We start from the raw sequence: 14,345 nt of genomic DNA, 5'->3' as shown, positions 1-14,345 counted from the left end.
TTTTTATTGCATATTTTCTAATGACAAAATTAAGCTTCTAAGTACTTTGGCTGCAACTATGCTACTTACTCCGCTTTTATCAATTTCTGGAGATAATTCCACAATGTCTGAAGCCACAATTCTAAATTCTTTTAAAGTTTTCAGTATTTCTTCAAAATCATTCCAAAAAAATCCTCCCGGTTCTGGAGTGCCCGTCCCTGCTAATAAACTGGGATCAAACCAATCTAAATCTATTGTTAAATAGATTGGAGACTTAGCGAACGGTAGAAGAGCTTGTTTTAACTCATGTGCATTTCCGCCTGGACAAAAGTTAACTAATTGTTTGTTGTTATGCATAATTTCAAATTCTTCCTTAGTCCCACTTCTAATTCCTACTTGTAAAATTTTCTTTTCTGGTAGCACTTCTAAGCATCTTTTCATAGTACAAGCATGACTATGTTCATTTCCTATATATGATTCTCTTAAATCTGCATGAGCATCAAGTTGAACCAATATCAAATCTGGATATTTTTTTACTAATGCTTCAATAGCACCTCTTGTAATAGAGTGTTCGCCTCCAAGCATAATAGGACTAAGACGTTTATTAATTAAATAATTTGTTGCTGATTTAACCGATTCAATAACCGACTTTGAGTCATTTTTATCAATTAGTATTGATCCAAAATCAACATAAATAATATCCTCTAAGTCTTTTTTTATTTTTGGACAATATGTTTCTAAACAAGAACTGACTTGTCTTATTGCTTCTGGACCAAATCTTGCTCCTGGTTTAAAGGAACATGTCCCGTCATAATTAACTCCAAATATACCAATTGAGCAATTCTCGGGACTTCTTTTTGCTCCCATATAAATTGCATTTTCGTTATCAAATAAATTTTTTGTCATCTTATTAATCTAGTTCTTTTACAATTTTATTTGGCATCATTTTGAATGCTGCATTTTGAAAATTTAAATTCCAAATTTCACATCCTTTTTCTATTTTTAGGACTTCATCACAATTTTGCTTTGATAAATTTAGATCTTCTGAAGAAGCGAATGTCCAACTCCAAATCCCGCTTGGATATATAGGCACAAAGGAATACATAGTTTTAGAAACTTTAAATATATTTTTTAGGGTTTTCAAAATATTTATGTGAATATTTTTAAAGGATTCAGGAGATTCACTTTGCGTTGCTAATATCCCCTTTGGTGTAAGTATTCTTTTACATTCTTTATAAAAAGAATCTGAAAATAATAAATTTGAGAATTCTGAGGGATCTGAACAATCTATAAAAATAACGTCGTAAAAATTATCTCTTGTTTTTTTTACCCATTTAACACCATCATCAACATGTATTTCTAATCTTTTATCATTCCATGCTTCGCCTCCAATTTCTTTTAAAAATTTTTTAGATATTTTGATTACCTCCTCGTCAATTTCTACTAGATCAATTTTCGATATTTGAGAATATTTAACGCATTCTCTTGCTGTACCGCCGTCTCCTCCACCAATAATTAGTACATTAGATTTTTCGTCAATGCTACTTAATGCTGGATGCACAAGACACTCATGATAATATTTCTCGTCTTTTAGTGATGTCATCCAACAACCATCAAGCATTAAAGCTCTTCCATAGTATTCATTTTCAATAACAATAATTTCTTGATATTGTGATTTTTGTTTAATTAAAACATCTCCATTTAGACCGAATCTTGAGCCTTTATGATATTCATCTATCCATGTTGAAATATTAGTCATTTGCTTTTTAAGAATTTTTTCTTTTAAGTTTTCGCTTGGCTATTTGCCAAAGCCGTTGAAAGTCTTTAGGATTTTGTTTTTTTATATTATCGCCTGCATGATGTTCAATGATTGAAAACCTGTCTAAAAATTTTTTATTAGTTTTTTGTAGAGCTGATTCAGGATTGATTTTTAAAAAGTTTGAGAGATTCAGAAGGGTAAAGTAAATATCCCCAAATTCATTTTTTATTTCTGAATCATTATTGCTTTTAATTGCTTCCTTTAATTCATTAATCTCTTCTTCTAACTTTTCAAAAATCTGATCGGTACTCTCCCATTTAAAACCATATTCTTTAACAACATTTGTGATTTTATCTGTTCCAACCATTGGTGGTAAATTTTTGATTGTCATATTTAAATTTTTACTTATTGATGATTCCATATGAGGTGTTTCTTTTTCTGAATTTTTAATGTTTTCCCAGATTTGTTGCGATTTTTCAAGAGATACTTTTTCTTTTTTTTTAAAAATATATGGATGTCTATTAATAATTTTCTTGTTTAGATTTTTTATAACATCATTTAGTTCAAATTCTTTTTTTTCGTAACCGATTTCAGCATGAAGCATTACTTGTAATAAAAGATCTCCTAACTCTTCACATATGTTATCCGCCTTTTTTTCATATATCGCATCTATAAATTCATTACTTTCTTCATGTAAAAATGGGATCAACGATTTATGAGACTGTATTTTCTGCCAAGGGCATCCCCAAGTTTTATCTTTTAATGATTTGATATTAGATATTAAAATTTTAAAGTTTTCTAAAGTCTCTAAATCGGAATTTTTTTGTAAGTTATATCTATCGTTTGAGGACATAGGATATATTTTATTTATTTAATTTTGCCTCAATCATGAAATATTTAAATACTTAGTATAAATATTTCAACTTCATCTATTAGAATGGTTTATTATAAGGGCGATTAGCTCAGCGGTAGAGCGCCTGCCTTACAAGCAGGATGTCCCTGGTTCGAACCCTGGATCGCCCATTTATTATTTTTCTAATGACTGAGATCGTCAATCTTTCAATCAGTCAAAGCGCTGCTTCAGAACTATCTAGGCAAGCTTCTTTTGGAGGTTCTCCAGGAGAAATGTCGATTGATTTGATAGAGGATAAAAATTGTTCCGAAGGATGGATGCATATTAAATTAAGGCCGGGTACATGTAATGGATCCCCTATTTCAAGAACTGAAGGAGTAACTTTATACGCGGATGTAAAAAAGTTTAATTTACTTAAAGATTTAAAATTAGATTATTACGGTGATTTGAGTGGTGGTGGATTTCTTATTTCAACACCAAAAAATGCAAAACGTTGTTCTTGCGGTTCTGGCTTCAAACTTTTGTAGAATGTATGTTTATTTTTTTGCAAACTAATATTATTTTCATTAATTGGCTGCTCTCAAGATAAAATAAACAAAAAGTTTATTGAAATAAAATTTGGACATGACAGAGATGAATGATCAATTATCTTTAGAGAATTATTCACCTTTTGAAGTAGAGAAAAAGTGGCAAGAAAAATGGGAAAGTCTAAAGGCGTTTAGTCCTAATCCTGAGGATGATGGGGAGCCTTTTTGTGTTGTTATTCCGCCACCAAATGTAACTGGGTCTTTGCATATGGGGCATGCATTTAATACGGCTTTAATAGATGTTGTAGTACGTTTTCAAAGACTTTTAGGTAAGAATGTTTTGTGCTTACCAGGAACTGATCATGCTTCAATAGCTGTTCAAACTATTCTTGAAAAACAATTAAAAAGTGAAGGCAAAACAAGCGAGGATATTGGAAGAGATGAATTTCTTAAAAGAGCATGGAATTGGAAAGAACAAAGTGGTGGAAGAATAGTTTCTCAATTAAAAAGGATAGGATATTCAGTTGACTGGACTAGAGAAAGATTTACTCTAGATCAAAAATTAAATGAAGCAGTTATTGAGGCTTTTAATATTCTCTATAAAAAGAATTTAATTTATAGAGGCGAATATTTGGTTAATTGGTGTCCTGAATCTCAATCTGCCGTAAGTGATCTTGAAGTTGAAATGCAAGAAGTAAATGGTCATTTATGGCATTTTAAATACCCTTTAATTTCTGAAAGTGGTGAACAGTTAGATAAGTACTTAGAAGTTGCAACAACAAGACCAGAAACTCTATTGGGTGATACTGCTGTGGCAGTTAATCCTGATGATGATAGATATAAAGAATTTATTGGTGTCAATGTAAAAGTCCCTTTCGTTGATAGAGAAATACCTATTATCGCTGATTCACATGTTGATAAAGATTTTGGTACGGGTTGTGTAAAGGTTACTCCAGCCCATGATCCAAATGATTTTGCAATAGGAAAAAGGCATAATTTAAAACAGATTAATGTAATGAACAAAGATGGAACTTTAAATATTAATGCAGGTATTTTTCAAAATTTAGATAGATATGAGGCTAGAAAGAAAATTATTAAAGAATTGGATAATTTAGGTCTTTTGACAAAGATAGAGGATTATAAACATACTGTTCCTTTTTCTGATAGAGGTAAGGTTCCAATTGAACCTTTATTATCAACACAATGGTTTTTGAAAATGGATGATATATCACAAGGATGTCTTAATGAAATTGGTTCTAAAAAACCATCTTTTATTCCTCCACGCTGGGAGAAAGTTTATAAGGATTGGTTGGAGAATATTAATGATTGGTGTATTAGTCGTCAATTGTGGTGGGGACACCAAATACCAGCATGGTATGTTTTAGATGAAAATCAAGACTCAATAGAACAAAATACTCCATATATCGTTGCAAGAAATGAACAAGATGCCTTAATCGAAGCTAATAAAAAATTTGGATTAAATATTAAATTGGTTCGTGATAAGGATGTTTTGGATACATGGTTTTCAAGTGGTTTATGGCCTTTCTCAACCCTTGGTTGGCCAAATACAAATGATCCGGATTTTAAAAAATGGTATCCAAATAATGTTCTTGTTACTGGTTTCGATATTATTTTCTTCTGGGTGGCAAGAATGACAATGATGGGGAATACTTTTACAAATAATATTCCTTTTAAGGATGTTTATATTCATGGTCTAGTTCGAGATGAAAATAATAAAAAAATGAGTAAAAGTTCAGGTAATGGTATTGATCCAATACTATTAATTGATAAATATGGTTCTGATGCTCTACGATTTGCTTTAATTCGAGAAGTTGCAGGCGCTGGACAAGATATCCGGCTTGACTTTGATAGGAAAAAAGATACGTCTTCAACTGTTGAAGCTTCAAGAAATTTTGCGAATAAATTATGGAATGCAACTAAATTTGTGTTAATTAATAAAACTTCTAATAATAATTATTCGCTTAATGAGAGTGATGAAACTTCTTTAGAGTTATGTGATAAGTGGATTTTATCGAAATTGAATCAAGTAAATATAAAAGTCGCTGCTTTGTTGAAAGAATATAAATTGGGAGAATCTGCGAAACTTCTATATGAATTTACGTGGAATGATTTTTGTGACTGGTATGTAGAATTTGCTAAACAAAGGTTTAATAATAAAGAGACTAATAATAGACAAATATCTGAAAAGGTTTTAATAAAAGTGCTCAATGATATTTTGGTGATGATTCATCCTTTTATGCCGCACATTACTGAAGAACTTTGGCATGTACTTCAACTTAAATCAGATAAAGAATTATTATCTCTTCAAAAATGGCCAACCCAAGAAAATAAATTTGTTGATAATAAGCTTGATAATTCCTTTCAACAACTCTTTGAAATTATTCGATTGATTAGAAATTTGAGAGCTGAATTAGGCCTCAAGCCATCAGAAAAAGTTCCTGTTTACTTGATTTCAGATAATGATGAATTGATTGATTTTCTAAAAATTTTAGTTGATGATATTCAAACCTTAACTAAATCTTCTGAAGTATTTATTTTTAAACCTAATGCTGTTGATAAAAAAGAGTTTGCTAAATCTTTTTCTGGGATAATTAGTGATTTAGAGGTTTACTTACCTTTTCAGGATTTTGTAAATATGGATGCATTAAAGGAAAGGTTAAACAAGGATTTAAAAAAGGTGACTATTGAGTTAGATAATTTAAATAAGAGATTATCTAACAAAAATTTCGTGGATAAGGCTCCAAAAGATATTGTTGATGAATGTAGATTTAAATTAAATGAGGGTTCGGTACAAATGGAGAGAATTACTAAAAAACTCGAACTTTTGAATTGAGAATGAACATATTTCTTGAAAATATTTATAATTTATCTTTTTTTTTTAATACTGGAATTGGGATATTTTCGTTTGTTTGTATTTATATTTTAATTGTTTTATTAATACTCCCAGCTTCTTGGTTATCTTTATTATCAGGTTTTTTATATGGCTCATATTTAGGATCAATTATCGTTTTTTTCTCCGCTTCCTTAGGAGCATCATTTGCTTTTTTTGTATCAAAAAGTTTTTTTGCAAAAAAGCTAAAAAATCTTTTTAGTCGTTATCCAAAATTAAGTGTTATGGAAAAAGTAGTTGAAAAAGGCGGACTTAAATTAATTTTTTTAGCAAGATTATCTCCGATATTTCCCTTCAGTATTCTTAATTATTTTTATGGTTTGAATAATGTTAAATTTCGAGATTTCGCTATTGGTCTTCTTGGAATAATTCCAGGAACTTTTCTTTATTGCTCAATAGGTAGTTTGGCAAAAAATATTCAGGAGCTAAAAAATGTCCAATCACCAAATAACTTATATATGACTATCATTGGAATTATTTCAACTTTTTTAGTTGTATATTTCTCAGCTAAATATTCCAGGGAATATTTTGAAAAATCCTAAGAATTTACTCTTTAATATTCCAATCTCTAATAGATGCTATTAAGATAAACCACAAAAGCCTAAATTTACCTAGTAGAGTTTTGTTGGCTTCTAATTCGATATATTTTGCTTGTCCACAAGGTGTTTTTATGAAGTTGAAAACTGTTTTCTTCGTCATAATTCTCTCTAAAAGTCCTGATAATTATTCTTACATTTTATAGCTAAGATTTTTAGTTTTTTTACTTAAAAACTACATTTTTCATTGACTACTTTTTAAATATAATTTTTTAAAATTTAGACTTTTTCTCCAGCTTTAAATCCTCTAAAGCATTTGAATCTCGGAAACCTCAGACTAAAAGCCACCCCATCCTTGGATTTAGTTTTAGCATCAGCTCTGATTTCTACAAGTTGACCAATAAGTTGATTCCGTTTTGACCAATATTCTTCACGTTGGATATCACTAAATCCGCTTCCACAACTAAGACTGTATTCATGCCCATCATCTTCACCTTCTACTAGTACAGCTCCTAGTCTACCTTTATTACGACCTGTCCCTTCCTCAACAGATACAACTTTTAAGGTGACTTCAATGAAAGGTTTTGCTTTTAACCAACTGTGTGTTCTTTTACATTCATATATTGCATCAGGATCTTTAATCATTACCCCTTCATATCCACCCTCTACAGCAGATTTATTTAGCTCTACAAATCTTTTCTGTCCTTCAATGGTATCTAGATCTACATTTTCCCAGTCAAGTGTTTTTATATGTCTAAGAAGTAAAGAATGTTTTGCTACCCATTCTTTTACTAATAAACTTCTTGCTGTTTGACTAGTGTTCCATCGCCCTTTTTGGAAGTCTTCAAGGGGACATAAATCAAATAGATGTAGAACTGCGTCTTTTGTTTGTTTGCCATCTTTTCTATGTACCTGTTTCATTAAATCTTGAAAGTTAGCGCTCATCACTTCACCATCGAGTACTAAGTCATAAGGTGCTGGATCTTCTTTTAAGGCGTTTTCTATTTCTGAAATAATATGACCAAAATTATGGAATTGTTTCCCATTACGAGAAAACATTTCTACTTTATTTTGTCTAATAATAGTTAAGACGCGTACACCATCTAATTTGATTTCAATTTGCTTTTTCCCTATCATTTTTTTTTCATGATTTGCACTGTCATGAGCTAAAGGACAAGAAAAAATAGGAATAGTATATTTGGGAAATTTTTTTGCTATCTTGTTGATTGTTTTTTCAGATACACCACATCTAAGATCTTTAATTAAAACTCGTCTATAAAATCCATTCCACTCTTCTTTTGTTGCAGATTCCATAGCCGTAAGAATTGCATCGCGAGCAGCGTGACCAGTAAGTTCTCTTTGAATAAGCTTATTGGCTAATTTTCTAAAATCTTCCCATAAAAAATTTTGACTTTTTTCAGTCTCTTTCTCAGGGACAATTTTTACACCAAAAGTTACTAATGGATCAAGTGCCATACGTATACCCTCAAAAAAATCATCTAGACCATCTTCCATTGCTTCTGAAATGATTTTTTCTTTATCTAATCTACTTGGGTGTAATTCTAATTGATGTATTATTTCTTCTTTAAACAATTTTTTGCCTCACAAGAAATTATTAATTAACTTTAGCTATTCTGTCTATTTTCCAATCATTGTCAGTTTTTGCAAAAGTAAAATCTAATGGGAGTTCATCTTGTTTGTCTTCTGATTTTAGATTCAAAGTTATTATGATTTGATCTTCTTGGACTCTAGGTCTTCCTGATTTTAAATTTCTATATTTATTGAGGTTTAAACTAGCTAAAAATTTAAGAAAATCTTGTCGTTTTACATGCGTTTTATAAGTTTTTGTAGTCAAACCATAAGCTGCATCAATTCTGCCAGCAGCTATTTGATCGAAAAACTTTCTTACTAATGGATTAATTCCTCTGGCGCTTATAACTAATTTGACTGCATTAAAAGTCCAAAAAGAAACTAGTACAGCTCCACCAACTAATAATGCTTTAATTCCGATATCTTTAACTAGTGTTGCATCCATGTTGATTTGAGTTTTTTATTACTTTAAGAAAAGAAATCGTTTTTGATGGCTTTTTTTGTCAAAATAATACTAATTTTAATCCATAATGCCTGTAATTCCTCTTTTACCCTTATTTCATAGATTTAATAGCCAATATTTTGAAAATTCTTTAACGGTTAATAATCACCCTTTAGTAAAAGTTAGATGGAGTGATAATAGATTAAAAACTACTGCTGGTTTTTATAAAAGAAAACGCATTAATGGTTTTATAGATTCTGAAATTATCTTATCGAAACCTATTTTGAGTAAATTATCTACTAGTGAAATAAACAGTACTTTATGTCATGAAATGATTCATGCATGGGTAGATAGGATATTAAAAAAAAATGAGATACATGGTCCAAATTTCTTAGAAAAGATGAATGAAATTAATGAGAAAGAGAAGAATTTTCAAATTTCTGTGAGGCACTCATTTCCTATTGAAAGGAGAGAATTAAAGTACATAGGAACTTGTCAAAATTGTGGTGAGAAATTTTTCTACAGGAAAAGGATAAAGAATATTGCTTGTAAAAAATGTTGTGTCAATTTCTTTAATGGATCATGGAATAAAAACTGTTTAATTTTGTTTGATTAAAAATATAAGATGTGTTTTTGTTTCTATATTTGGAATTATTTATTTTTTTAATGTAATTTATATTTTAAAAAGCAAAATAATTTATGGATTCAAAGAGAATTAGAAATCTTAGAAATAGTTTTGATAAAAATATTGTTGATAAACAGGTTGATAAAATTTTCGAAACTGGAAGGCAATTTGTTGATGGAGTATCTGGTGCTAGACCAGGAAAAAGAAGGAACTCAGATTTTCAAGGAATAACAAGTAAGAGTGTGAAAAAAGTAGGAAGATGGGTATCTGAAAAAGTGGATTTATTTTTTGATGAAGATAATGATGATTGGAATGATGAGAATTTTTATGATGATAACAGCGATATTAAGACATTTTCTAGAGAATCAAATTCTTATGAATCAGCTAAACAGTACTCAAAAAGACCTTTAGAAGCAATATCTTTAAGGCAACCAAAAAATATAGATACAACTGAGCAAAAAAAATTACCTTATGTGAGAGAGAGTAAGGACGAAGATTGGCCAGATGAGATGGATTTCAAAGTTGAAAGATGGCAAAGAGATTCAGAAAAAGAGAATAATACTTCGAGAGTTCAATCAAACCAACAAGTTCAATCAAAATCAAGAAATCTTCCCAGATCAAGAAGAAGAAGAGTATAGTTTCGTAAATTCTTTAATTCCTGAATAGCCTAATAAACTTTCTAAATGTGGATTGAATACTTCTCTAATAACTGTTAAGGGCTTTTTGTCTCGAAAAAATCTATAATTTCTTGACCAGAATGGACCTTTAAAACAAAATTGATCCTCTAACCAATTTGAATTAACAAGTGAAATTCGGTCAACTTCTCTAAACAATTCTGATCTGTCTTGCGTCAAATTCTTCCAAATTGGTTCTTCTTTGGCTTTTAAATTTTCATTCACTTGTTCTTCATTCCACCAACTTTCAGCCCATGCTAGGTTTTTATTATTGTTTTTAATCCATACTTGTCTTCTAATTAAAGGTCCATTTAATTGATTTAATTCTTTAGGACCTTCTTCAATGAATAGAGGATCAACTCGCATTGAAATTAACTTAATTTTTGTCTCTTGATTAGTTAAAAGCTGTAAATGTCTAGTTGGACTTCCATCCCCAAGCAACATTAATTTCCATGGACCAGATATTTTTGGGAGTGAATTTTTCACTAAAAAAGAGGAGGCTTTTTCTTCCCATAAAATATTTGGTGATTTAAAAAGTTTATTATTCAGTGCTCAGAAGGAATCCTTTTAAGATGATAACTTTTTTTCGATAAAAATATTTGCCTTTTCTTTTTTAATTTCTCTTATTTTTAGCCAAACAAGTAATGCAGTTAAATCAGCTTTGCTTACTCCAGGAATTTTTGAGGCATCACCAAAATTTTTTGGCTTTATCTTATTCAAATTTTCTCTAGCTTCTAAAGATAATGTCTCTATCTTTTCATAATTTATTTCTTGAGGCAGAGATTTACATCTTTGACGATTTATTTGTTCTATGTTGTTTTTTTGTCTTTTAAGGTAACCCTCGTATTTAATATCTATTTCAACACCTTCTTGTATTGAAGGACCTAGATTTTTTTTATTCAAATTATATTTAATTAGATCTGAATAATGAAAATTTGGTCTTTTTAAGAGTTCTTTCAAAGTTGTTGAGCCTTTGATTTTTGATCCCGTTTCTAATTCTATTTTTTTTGATATTTCATCGGTATTTTTTAAACGAGTATTATTTAATCTTAATTTCTCTTCCTCGAGGAATTTCATTTTTTCTTGATAGACCGACCATCTTTTCTCATTAATTAGTCCTATTTGATAACCTAATGGCGTTAATCTCCTATCCGCATTATCTCCTCTAAGAGTTAACCTATATTCACTCCTACTAGTGAGAACTCTATATGGTTCTTTGAGATCTTTGGTAATTAAATCATTGATCATTGTTCCAATATAACTGCTTTCTCTAGTGAAGATTATTGGGTCTTTTTTGTTTAATTTTCTTGTCGCATTGACTCCTGCAACTAACCCTTGTGCTGCTGCTTCTTCATAACCAGTAGTCCCATTAATTTGTCCTGCGCTAAATAAATATTCAATTTCTTTCGTTTCGAGAGATGTTTGGAGCTGTGTTGCAGGAATATAGTCGTACTCCACAGCATATGCTGGTCGCAACATTTTACATTCACTTAATCCAGGTAAGGTTCTTAAAAGTTCTAATTGAATATTTTCGGGTAAACCTGTTGAAAATCCTTGTACATATATTTCAGGGGTATTAATTCCTTCTGGTTCTAAGAAAATTTGATGTGATTCTTTATCGGCAAATTTAACGATTTTATCTTCAATAGAGGGACAATATCTTGGACCTTTACTATCAATAAAACCGCCGTAAATGGGAGTTAAATGTAAATTATCTCTAATGAGTTGATGTGTTTTAGAAGTAGTTCTAGTGATATGACAACTAACTTGGGGCATATTATTTTTTATATCTGGGTCAAACGAAAAATATTTATCAGCTGCAGTACTAGGTTGAATATCTAATTCATCAAAAATGATACTTTTTTTGTCAACTCTTGCTGGAGTTCCTGTTTTTAAACGTTCTGTTTTAATACCAATTTCGTGCAAGTTTTGAGTGAGACCTTGTGCTGCTTGTTCGCCCGACCTACCTGCTGACATAGATTTATTCCCTATCCATATTTTGCCTTCTAAGAACGTACCAGCTGTGATGATAACTGATTTCGCTGAATAGTAACTACCAAAGAATGTTTTTACACCCTGTATTCTTTTTTTTATGATTTTTTTTGAGTTCAATCCAATTTGTTCAGTTTTTGCAATATCCAGTTCAGTAATCATTGCTTCTTTTAAAGATAAATTATCTGTATTTTGTAGTATTTCAATCATTCTTTTTGAGTATTCTCTTTTATCTGTCTGAGCTCTTAACGCCCATACAGCTGGGCCTCTACTTGCATTTAATATTCTTTTTTGAATAGCTGTCTCATCGGCTAATTTACCAATAATTCCACCTAATGCATCAACTTCATGAACCAACTGACTTTTTGCTGGGCCTCCAACCGCAGGGTTACAGGGTTGCCAGGCAATTCTATCTAGATTAATTGTAAATAAGGCAGTAGAAAAACCTAATTTTGCTGTTGTTATAGCGGCTTCGCATCCTGCATGTCCTCCTCCAATAACGATGATGTCAAAAGATTCATTTGTTGATTGATGATCTTGCATTTTAGGATCGATTTAGTTAGCTAAATTCCTAAATCTCGTAAATTGAGGTTCAAATAATAATTTAACAGTTCCTACGGGTCCATTTCTATGTTTAGTGACAATGATTTCTGTAATTCCTCTATCTTCAGTCTCCGGATTATAGTATTCATCTCTGTAAATCATTAATACTAAATCTGCGTCTTGTTCAATAGATCCTGATTCTCTTAGATCGCTTAACATTGGTCTTTTATTTGTTCTAGACTCAACCCCTCTACTTAGCTGAGATAAAGCTACTACTGGTACTTTTAATTCTCTGGCCATGCTTTTAAGACCTCTTGTTATTCGTGAAAGTTCTTGCACTCTATTATCAGGGGTTGATCCTTCCATTAACTGCAGATAATCAATCACAATTAATCCAAGTTCTTTTTTTTGTTCAGCTATTAATCTTCTGCACAGAGATCTCATCTCTAGAACACTTAAGTTAGGCTTATCATCTATAAATATTGGTAATTGACCTAATGAATTGATACCTTCTCCGAGTAATGGCCATTCATCTTGCTGTAATCTTCCTGTTCTTAGCCTGCCACTTTCGATTCCCACTTCCATAGAGAGCAGTCTATATGTCAACTGTTCTTTACTCATTTCAAGGCTAAATACACACACAGGTAAATCTTGAGATTGTGCAACATTTTTAGCTAGATTAAGAACCATTGAAGTTTTCCCCATTGAAGGTCTTCCAGCAACAATTATTAAATCACTTCTTTGAAAACCTTGAGTCATCGCATCAAGATCGTAGAAATTTACAGGAATTCCAGCTACTGAAGTACCTAATGATCTTGACTCTATTTCATTGAAAGTACTTGTAAGGATTTCAGCTGCTTGAGTCAGACCTTTTGAAGGTTTTTCTTGACTGATTTCAAATATTTTTTGCTCTGCTTTATCTAGAACTTCATTAGTATCTTGAGTTTGATCAAAACCTAGTTGAACCACTTCATTTCCAGATCTAATAAGTTGCCTTCTCATGAATTTGTCGTTAATTAAATTAGCAACTTGTTCTATGGAAGCTGTAGAGGAAACATTTTCAACGAGTTCTACCAGTTTGCTGTTTCCTCCAATTTTTTCTAATGATCCATTATCTGCTAACCAAGCACTCATTGATGTTAAATCAGTTGGTTTTCCCTGGGTATGCAACATTAATGCTGTTCTATAAATCTCTTGATGGGCATTTATATAAAAAGCTTCAGGTTTAATTAAGTCTGCAATTCTTCCGATCGCGTCTGGATCAAGAAGTATTCCACCAAGAACTGCTTCCTCTGCTTGAACGTTTTGAGGAGGAACTAATCCAGCATTTTCACTATTAAAATCCTTTTTAAAATTTTTATTTTGCCCATTATTTGGAAAAGGTACGGAAACCATATCTTTAATTGCTTAGATATATACTCTGGCTACTTTTCAAAATAATGCAACAAATTGATTAACTTGTTACTTCAATATTTACTTCTGCATTTACTTCTGGATGTAATTTTATTTTTGCAGTAAAGGAACCTAAATTATGGATATCAGGAACAGTAATGTTTCTTCTATCAATTTCTTTTTTAGTAGCCGCTTCTATCGCTTCGGCAACATCACCATTCGTAACCGTTCCAAAAAGGACACCATCTTCTCCAACCTGTTTTTTGATAGTGAACCTACCTATTGTAGATAATGCAGTTTGGAAATCTAAAGCTTCTTGCTTTAATTTATCAGCAGCGATTTTTTCTTTTTCTTTCTTCCTCTCAATTTGTTTAAGGACTGCTGGTGTTACATTCATTGCCTTCCCATAAGGTAACAGAAAATTTCTTGCGTATCCTGGTGCTACATCAACTAGATCTCCTTCTTTACCTAGTGATGCGATTGATTCAGTTAATGCGACTTGTACTCTTTTAGACATGAAAA

The 14,345-nt window shown here is 31.2% G+C and carries 15 protein-coding genes and 1 tRNA gene; 6 read left to right on the top strand and 10 right to left on the bottom strand.

All coding sequences use genetic code 11. The annotated features are described in order from the left end of the window. Window positions 1-3: 3 nt before the first annotated feature. From speB to mazG, 3 genes are read right to left on the bottom strand one after another with little or no spacing between them, the layout of a single operon-like run. Window positions 4-885, bottom strand: a complete 882-nt coding sequence (gene speB, locus HA148_RS09385) for an agmatinase (RefSeq protein ID WP_209132135.1) — start codon at window positions 883-885, stop codon at window positions 4-6. 4 nt (window positions 886-889) lie between these two features. Continuing rightward, window positions 890-1,738, bottom strand: a complete 849-nt coding sequence (speE, locus tag HA148_RS09380; RefSeq protein WP_209132134.1) for a polyamine aminopropyltransferase — start codon at window positions 1,736-1,738, stop codon at window positions 890-892. A 7-nt stretch (window positions 1,739-1,745) separates the two neighbouring features. Continuing rightward, window positions 1,746-2,591, bottom strand: a complete 846-nt coding sequence (gene mazG / locus HA148_RS09375; protein ID WP_209132122.1) for a nucleoside triphosphate pyrophosphohydrolase — start codon at window positions 2,589-2,591, stop codon at window positions 1,746-1,748. Window positions 2,592-2,689: 98 nt separating this feature from the next. Here mazG and HA148_RS09370 point away from each other — a divergent pair. From HA148_RS09370 to HA148_RS09355, 4 genes are all read left to right on the top strand, one after another. Then, window positions 2,690-2,761 (top strand) — tRNA-Val (locus HA148_RS09370). Beyond that, on the top strand, window positions 2,732-3,118 hold the full coding sequence (locus HA148_RS09365) for an AIR synthase (RefSeq protein WP_209132120.1): 387 nt from the start codon (window positions 2,732-2,734) through the stop codon (window positions 3,116-3,118). The genes HA148_RS09370 and HA148_RS09365 overlap by 30 nt, the downstream gene beginning before the upstream one ends. A gap of 97 nt (window positions 3,119-3,215) precedes the next feature. Then, window positions 3,216-5,972 carry a valine--tRNA ligase gene (locus HA148_RS09360; protein ID WP_209132117.1) on the top strand — a complete coding sequence of 919 codons (2,757 nt, stop codon included), beginning with the start codon at window positions 3,216-3,218 and terminating at the stop codon, window positions 5,970-5,972. 2 nt (window positions 5,973-5,974) lie between these two features. Further along, on the top strand, window positions 5,975-6,571 hold the full coding sequence (locus tag HA148_RS09355) for a TVP38/TMEM64 family protein (protein WP_209132115.1): 597 nt from the start codon (window positions 5,975-5,977) through the stop codon (window positions 6,569-6,571). 4 nt (window positions 6,572-6,575) lie between these two features. On the opposite strand, the gene HA148_RS09350 is transcribed toward HA148_RS09355, so the two are convergent. The 3 genes from HA148_RS09350 to HA148_RS09340 all read right to left on the bottom strand — a co-directional run bounded on the left by HA148_RS09350 (window position 6,576) and on the right by HA148_RS09340 (window position 8,600). Continuing rightward, the gene (locus HA148_RS09350; protein WP_198025666.1) at window positions 6,576-6,728 is read right to left on the bottom strand and encodes a hypothetical protein; all 153 of its coding nucleotides are present in this window, start codon (window positions 6,726-6,728) and stop codon (window positions 6,576-6,578) included. Between the two features lie 116 nt (window positions 6,729-6,844). After that, window positions 6,845-8,158: an RNA ligase family protein gene (locus HA148_RS09345; protein ID WP_209132113.1), complete on the bottom strand. Its 1,314-nt coding sequence runs from the start codon at window positions 8,156-8,158 to the stop codon at window positions 6,845-6,847. Window positions 8,159-8,180: 22 nt separating this feature from the next. Further along, entirely contained in the window at window positions 8,181-8,600 is a 420-nt protein-coding gene (locus HA148_RS09340; RefSeq protein ID WP_011819289.1) for a hypothetical protein, read from the bottom strand. Between the two features lie 85 nt (window positions 8,601-8,685). On the opposite strand from HA148_RS09340, the gene HA148_RS09335 reads away from it, so the two are divergent. Continuing rightward, window positions 8,686-9,213 carry a SprT family zinc-dependent metalloprotease gene (locus HA148_RS09335; protein WP_209132111.1) on the top strand — a complete coding sequence of 176 codons (528 nt, stop codon included), beginning with the start codon at window positions 8,686-8,688 and terminating at the stop codon, window positions 9,211-9,213. An 83-nt stretch (window positions 9,214-9,296) separates the two neighbouring features. After that, window positions 9,297-9,860, top strand: a complete 564-nt coding sequence (locus tag HA148_RS09330; RefSeq protein ID WP_209132109.1) for an RNA helicase — start codon at window positions 9,297-9,299, stop codon at window positions 9,858-9,860. Here the strand turns inward: HA148_RS09330 and HA148_RS09325 are convergent. From HA148_RS09325 to rplI, 4 genes are read right to left on the bottom strand one after another with little or no spacing between them, the layout of a single operon-like run. Then, complete coding sequence (locus tag HA148_RS09325) at window positions 9,840-10,415, bottom strand: chorismate lyase (RefSeq protein WP_209132229.1); 576 nt, start codon at window positions 10,413-10,415, stop codon at window positions 9,840-9,842. The genes HA148_RS09330 and HA148_RS09325 overlap by 21 nt on opposite strands. 48 nt (window positions 10,416-10,463) lie before the next feature. Next, on the bottom strand, window positions 10,464-12,431 hold the full coding sequence (mnmG, locus tag HA148_RS09320; protein WP_209132107.1) for a tRNA uridine-5-carboxymethylaminomethyl(34) synthesis enzyme MnmG: 1,968 nt from the start codon (window positions 12,429-12,431) through the stop codon (window positions 10,464-10,466). Between the two features lie 12 nt (window positions 12,432-12,443). Then, entirely contained in the window at window positions 12,444-13,826 is a 1,383-nt protein-coding gene (gene dnaB, locus HA148_RS09315; RefSeq protein WP_209132106.1) for a replicative DNA helicase, read from the bottom strand. A 58-nt stretch (window positions 13,827-13,884) separates the two neighbouring features. Then, window positions 13,885-14,340 (bottom strand): 50S ribosomal protein L9, encoded by a 456-nt coding sequence (gene rplI / locus HA148_RS09310; RefSeq protein WP_209132105.1) that lies wholly within the window; start codon window positions 14,338-14,340, stop codon window positions 13,885-13,887. Window positions 14,341-14,345: the final 5 nt, after the last annotated feature.

This window comes from Prochlorococcus marinus XMU1405, from assembly GCF_017696275.1.
Lineage (GTDB): Bacteria > Cyanobacteriota > Cyanobacteriia > PCC-6307 > Cyanobiaceae > Prochlorococcus_A > Prochlorococcus_A marinus_AB.
Note: the sequence above shows the minus strand (reverse complement) of the source record. Positions and strands in the feature narration are given on the sequence as shown.

Excerpts from the sequence above, each read along its gene's own strand:
- speB (WP_209132135.1), bottom strand. The coding sequence starts at position 885 with ATGACAAAAAATTTATTTGATAACGAAAATGCAATTTATATGGGAGCA.
- speE (WP_209132134.1), bottom strand. The coding sequence starts at position 1,738 with ATGACTAATATTTCAACATGGATAGATGAATATCATAAAGGCTCAAGA.
- mazG (WP_209132122.1), bottom strand. The coding sequence starts at position 2,591 with ATGTCCTCAAACGATAGATATAACTTACAAAAAAATTCCGATTTAGAG.
- HA148_RS09365 (WP_209132120.1), top strand. The coding sequence starts at position 2,732 with ATGTCCCTGGTTCGAACCCTGGATCGCCCATTTATTATTTTTCTAATG.
- HA148_RS09360 (WP_209132117.1), top strand. The coding sequence starts at position 3,216 with ATGACAGAGATGAATGATCAATTATCTTTAGAGAATTATTCACCTTTT.
- HA148_RS09355 (WP_209132115.1), top strand. The coding sequence starts at position 5,975 with ATGAACATATTTCTTGAAAATATTTATAATTTATCTTTTTTTTTTAAT.
- HA148_RS09350 (WP_198025666.1), bottom strand. The coding sequence starts at position 6,728 with ATGACGAAGAAAACAGTTTTCAACTTCATAAAAACACCTTGTGGACAA.
- HA148_RS09340 (WP_011819289.1), bottom strand. The coding sequence starts at position 8,600 with ATGGATGCAACACTAGTTAAAGATATCGGAATTAAAGCATTATTAGTT.
- HA148_RS09335 (WP_209132111.1), top strand. The coding sequence starts at position 8,686 with ATGCCTGTAATTCCTCTTTTACCCTTATTTCATAGATTTAATAGCCAA.
- HA148_RS09330 (WP_209132109.1), top strand. The coding sequence starts at position 9,297 with ATGGATTCAAAGAGAATTAGAAATCTTAGAAATAGTTTTGATAAAAAT.
- mnmG (WP_209132107.1), bottom strand. The coding sequence starts at position 12,431 with ATGCAAGATCATCAATCAACAAATGAATCTTTTGACATCATCGTTATT.
- dnaB (WP_209132106.1), bottom strand. The coding sequence starts at position 13,826 with ATGGTTTCCGTACCTTTTCCAAATAATGGGCAAAATAAAAATTTTAAA.
- rplI (WP_209132105.1), bottom strand. The coding sequence starts at position 14,340 with ATGTCTAAAAGAGTACAAGTCGCATTAACTGAATCAATCGCATCACTA.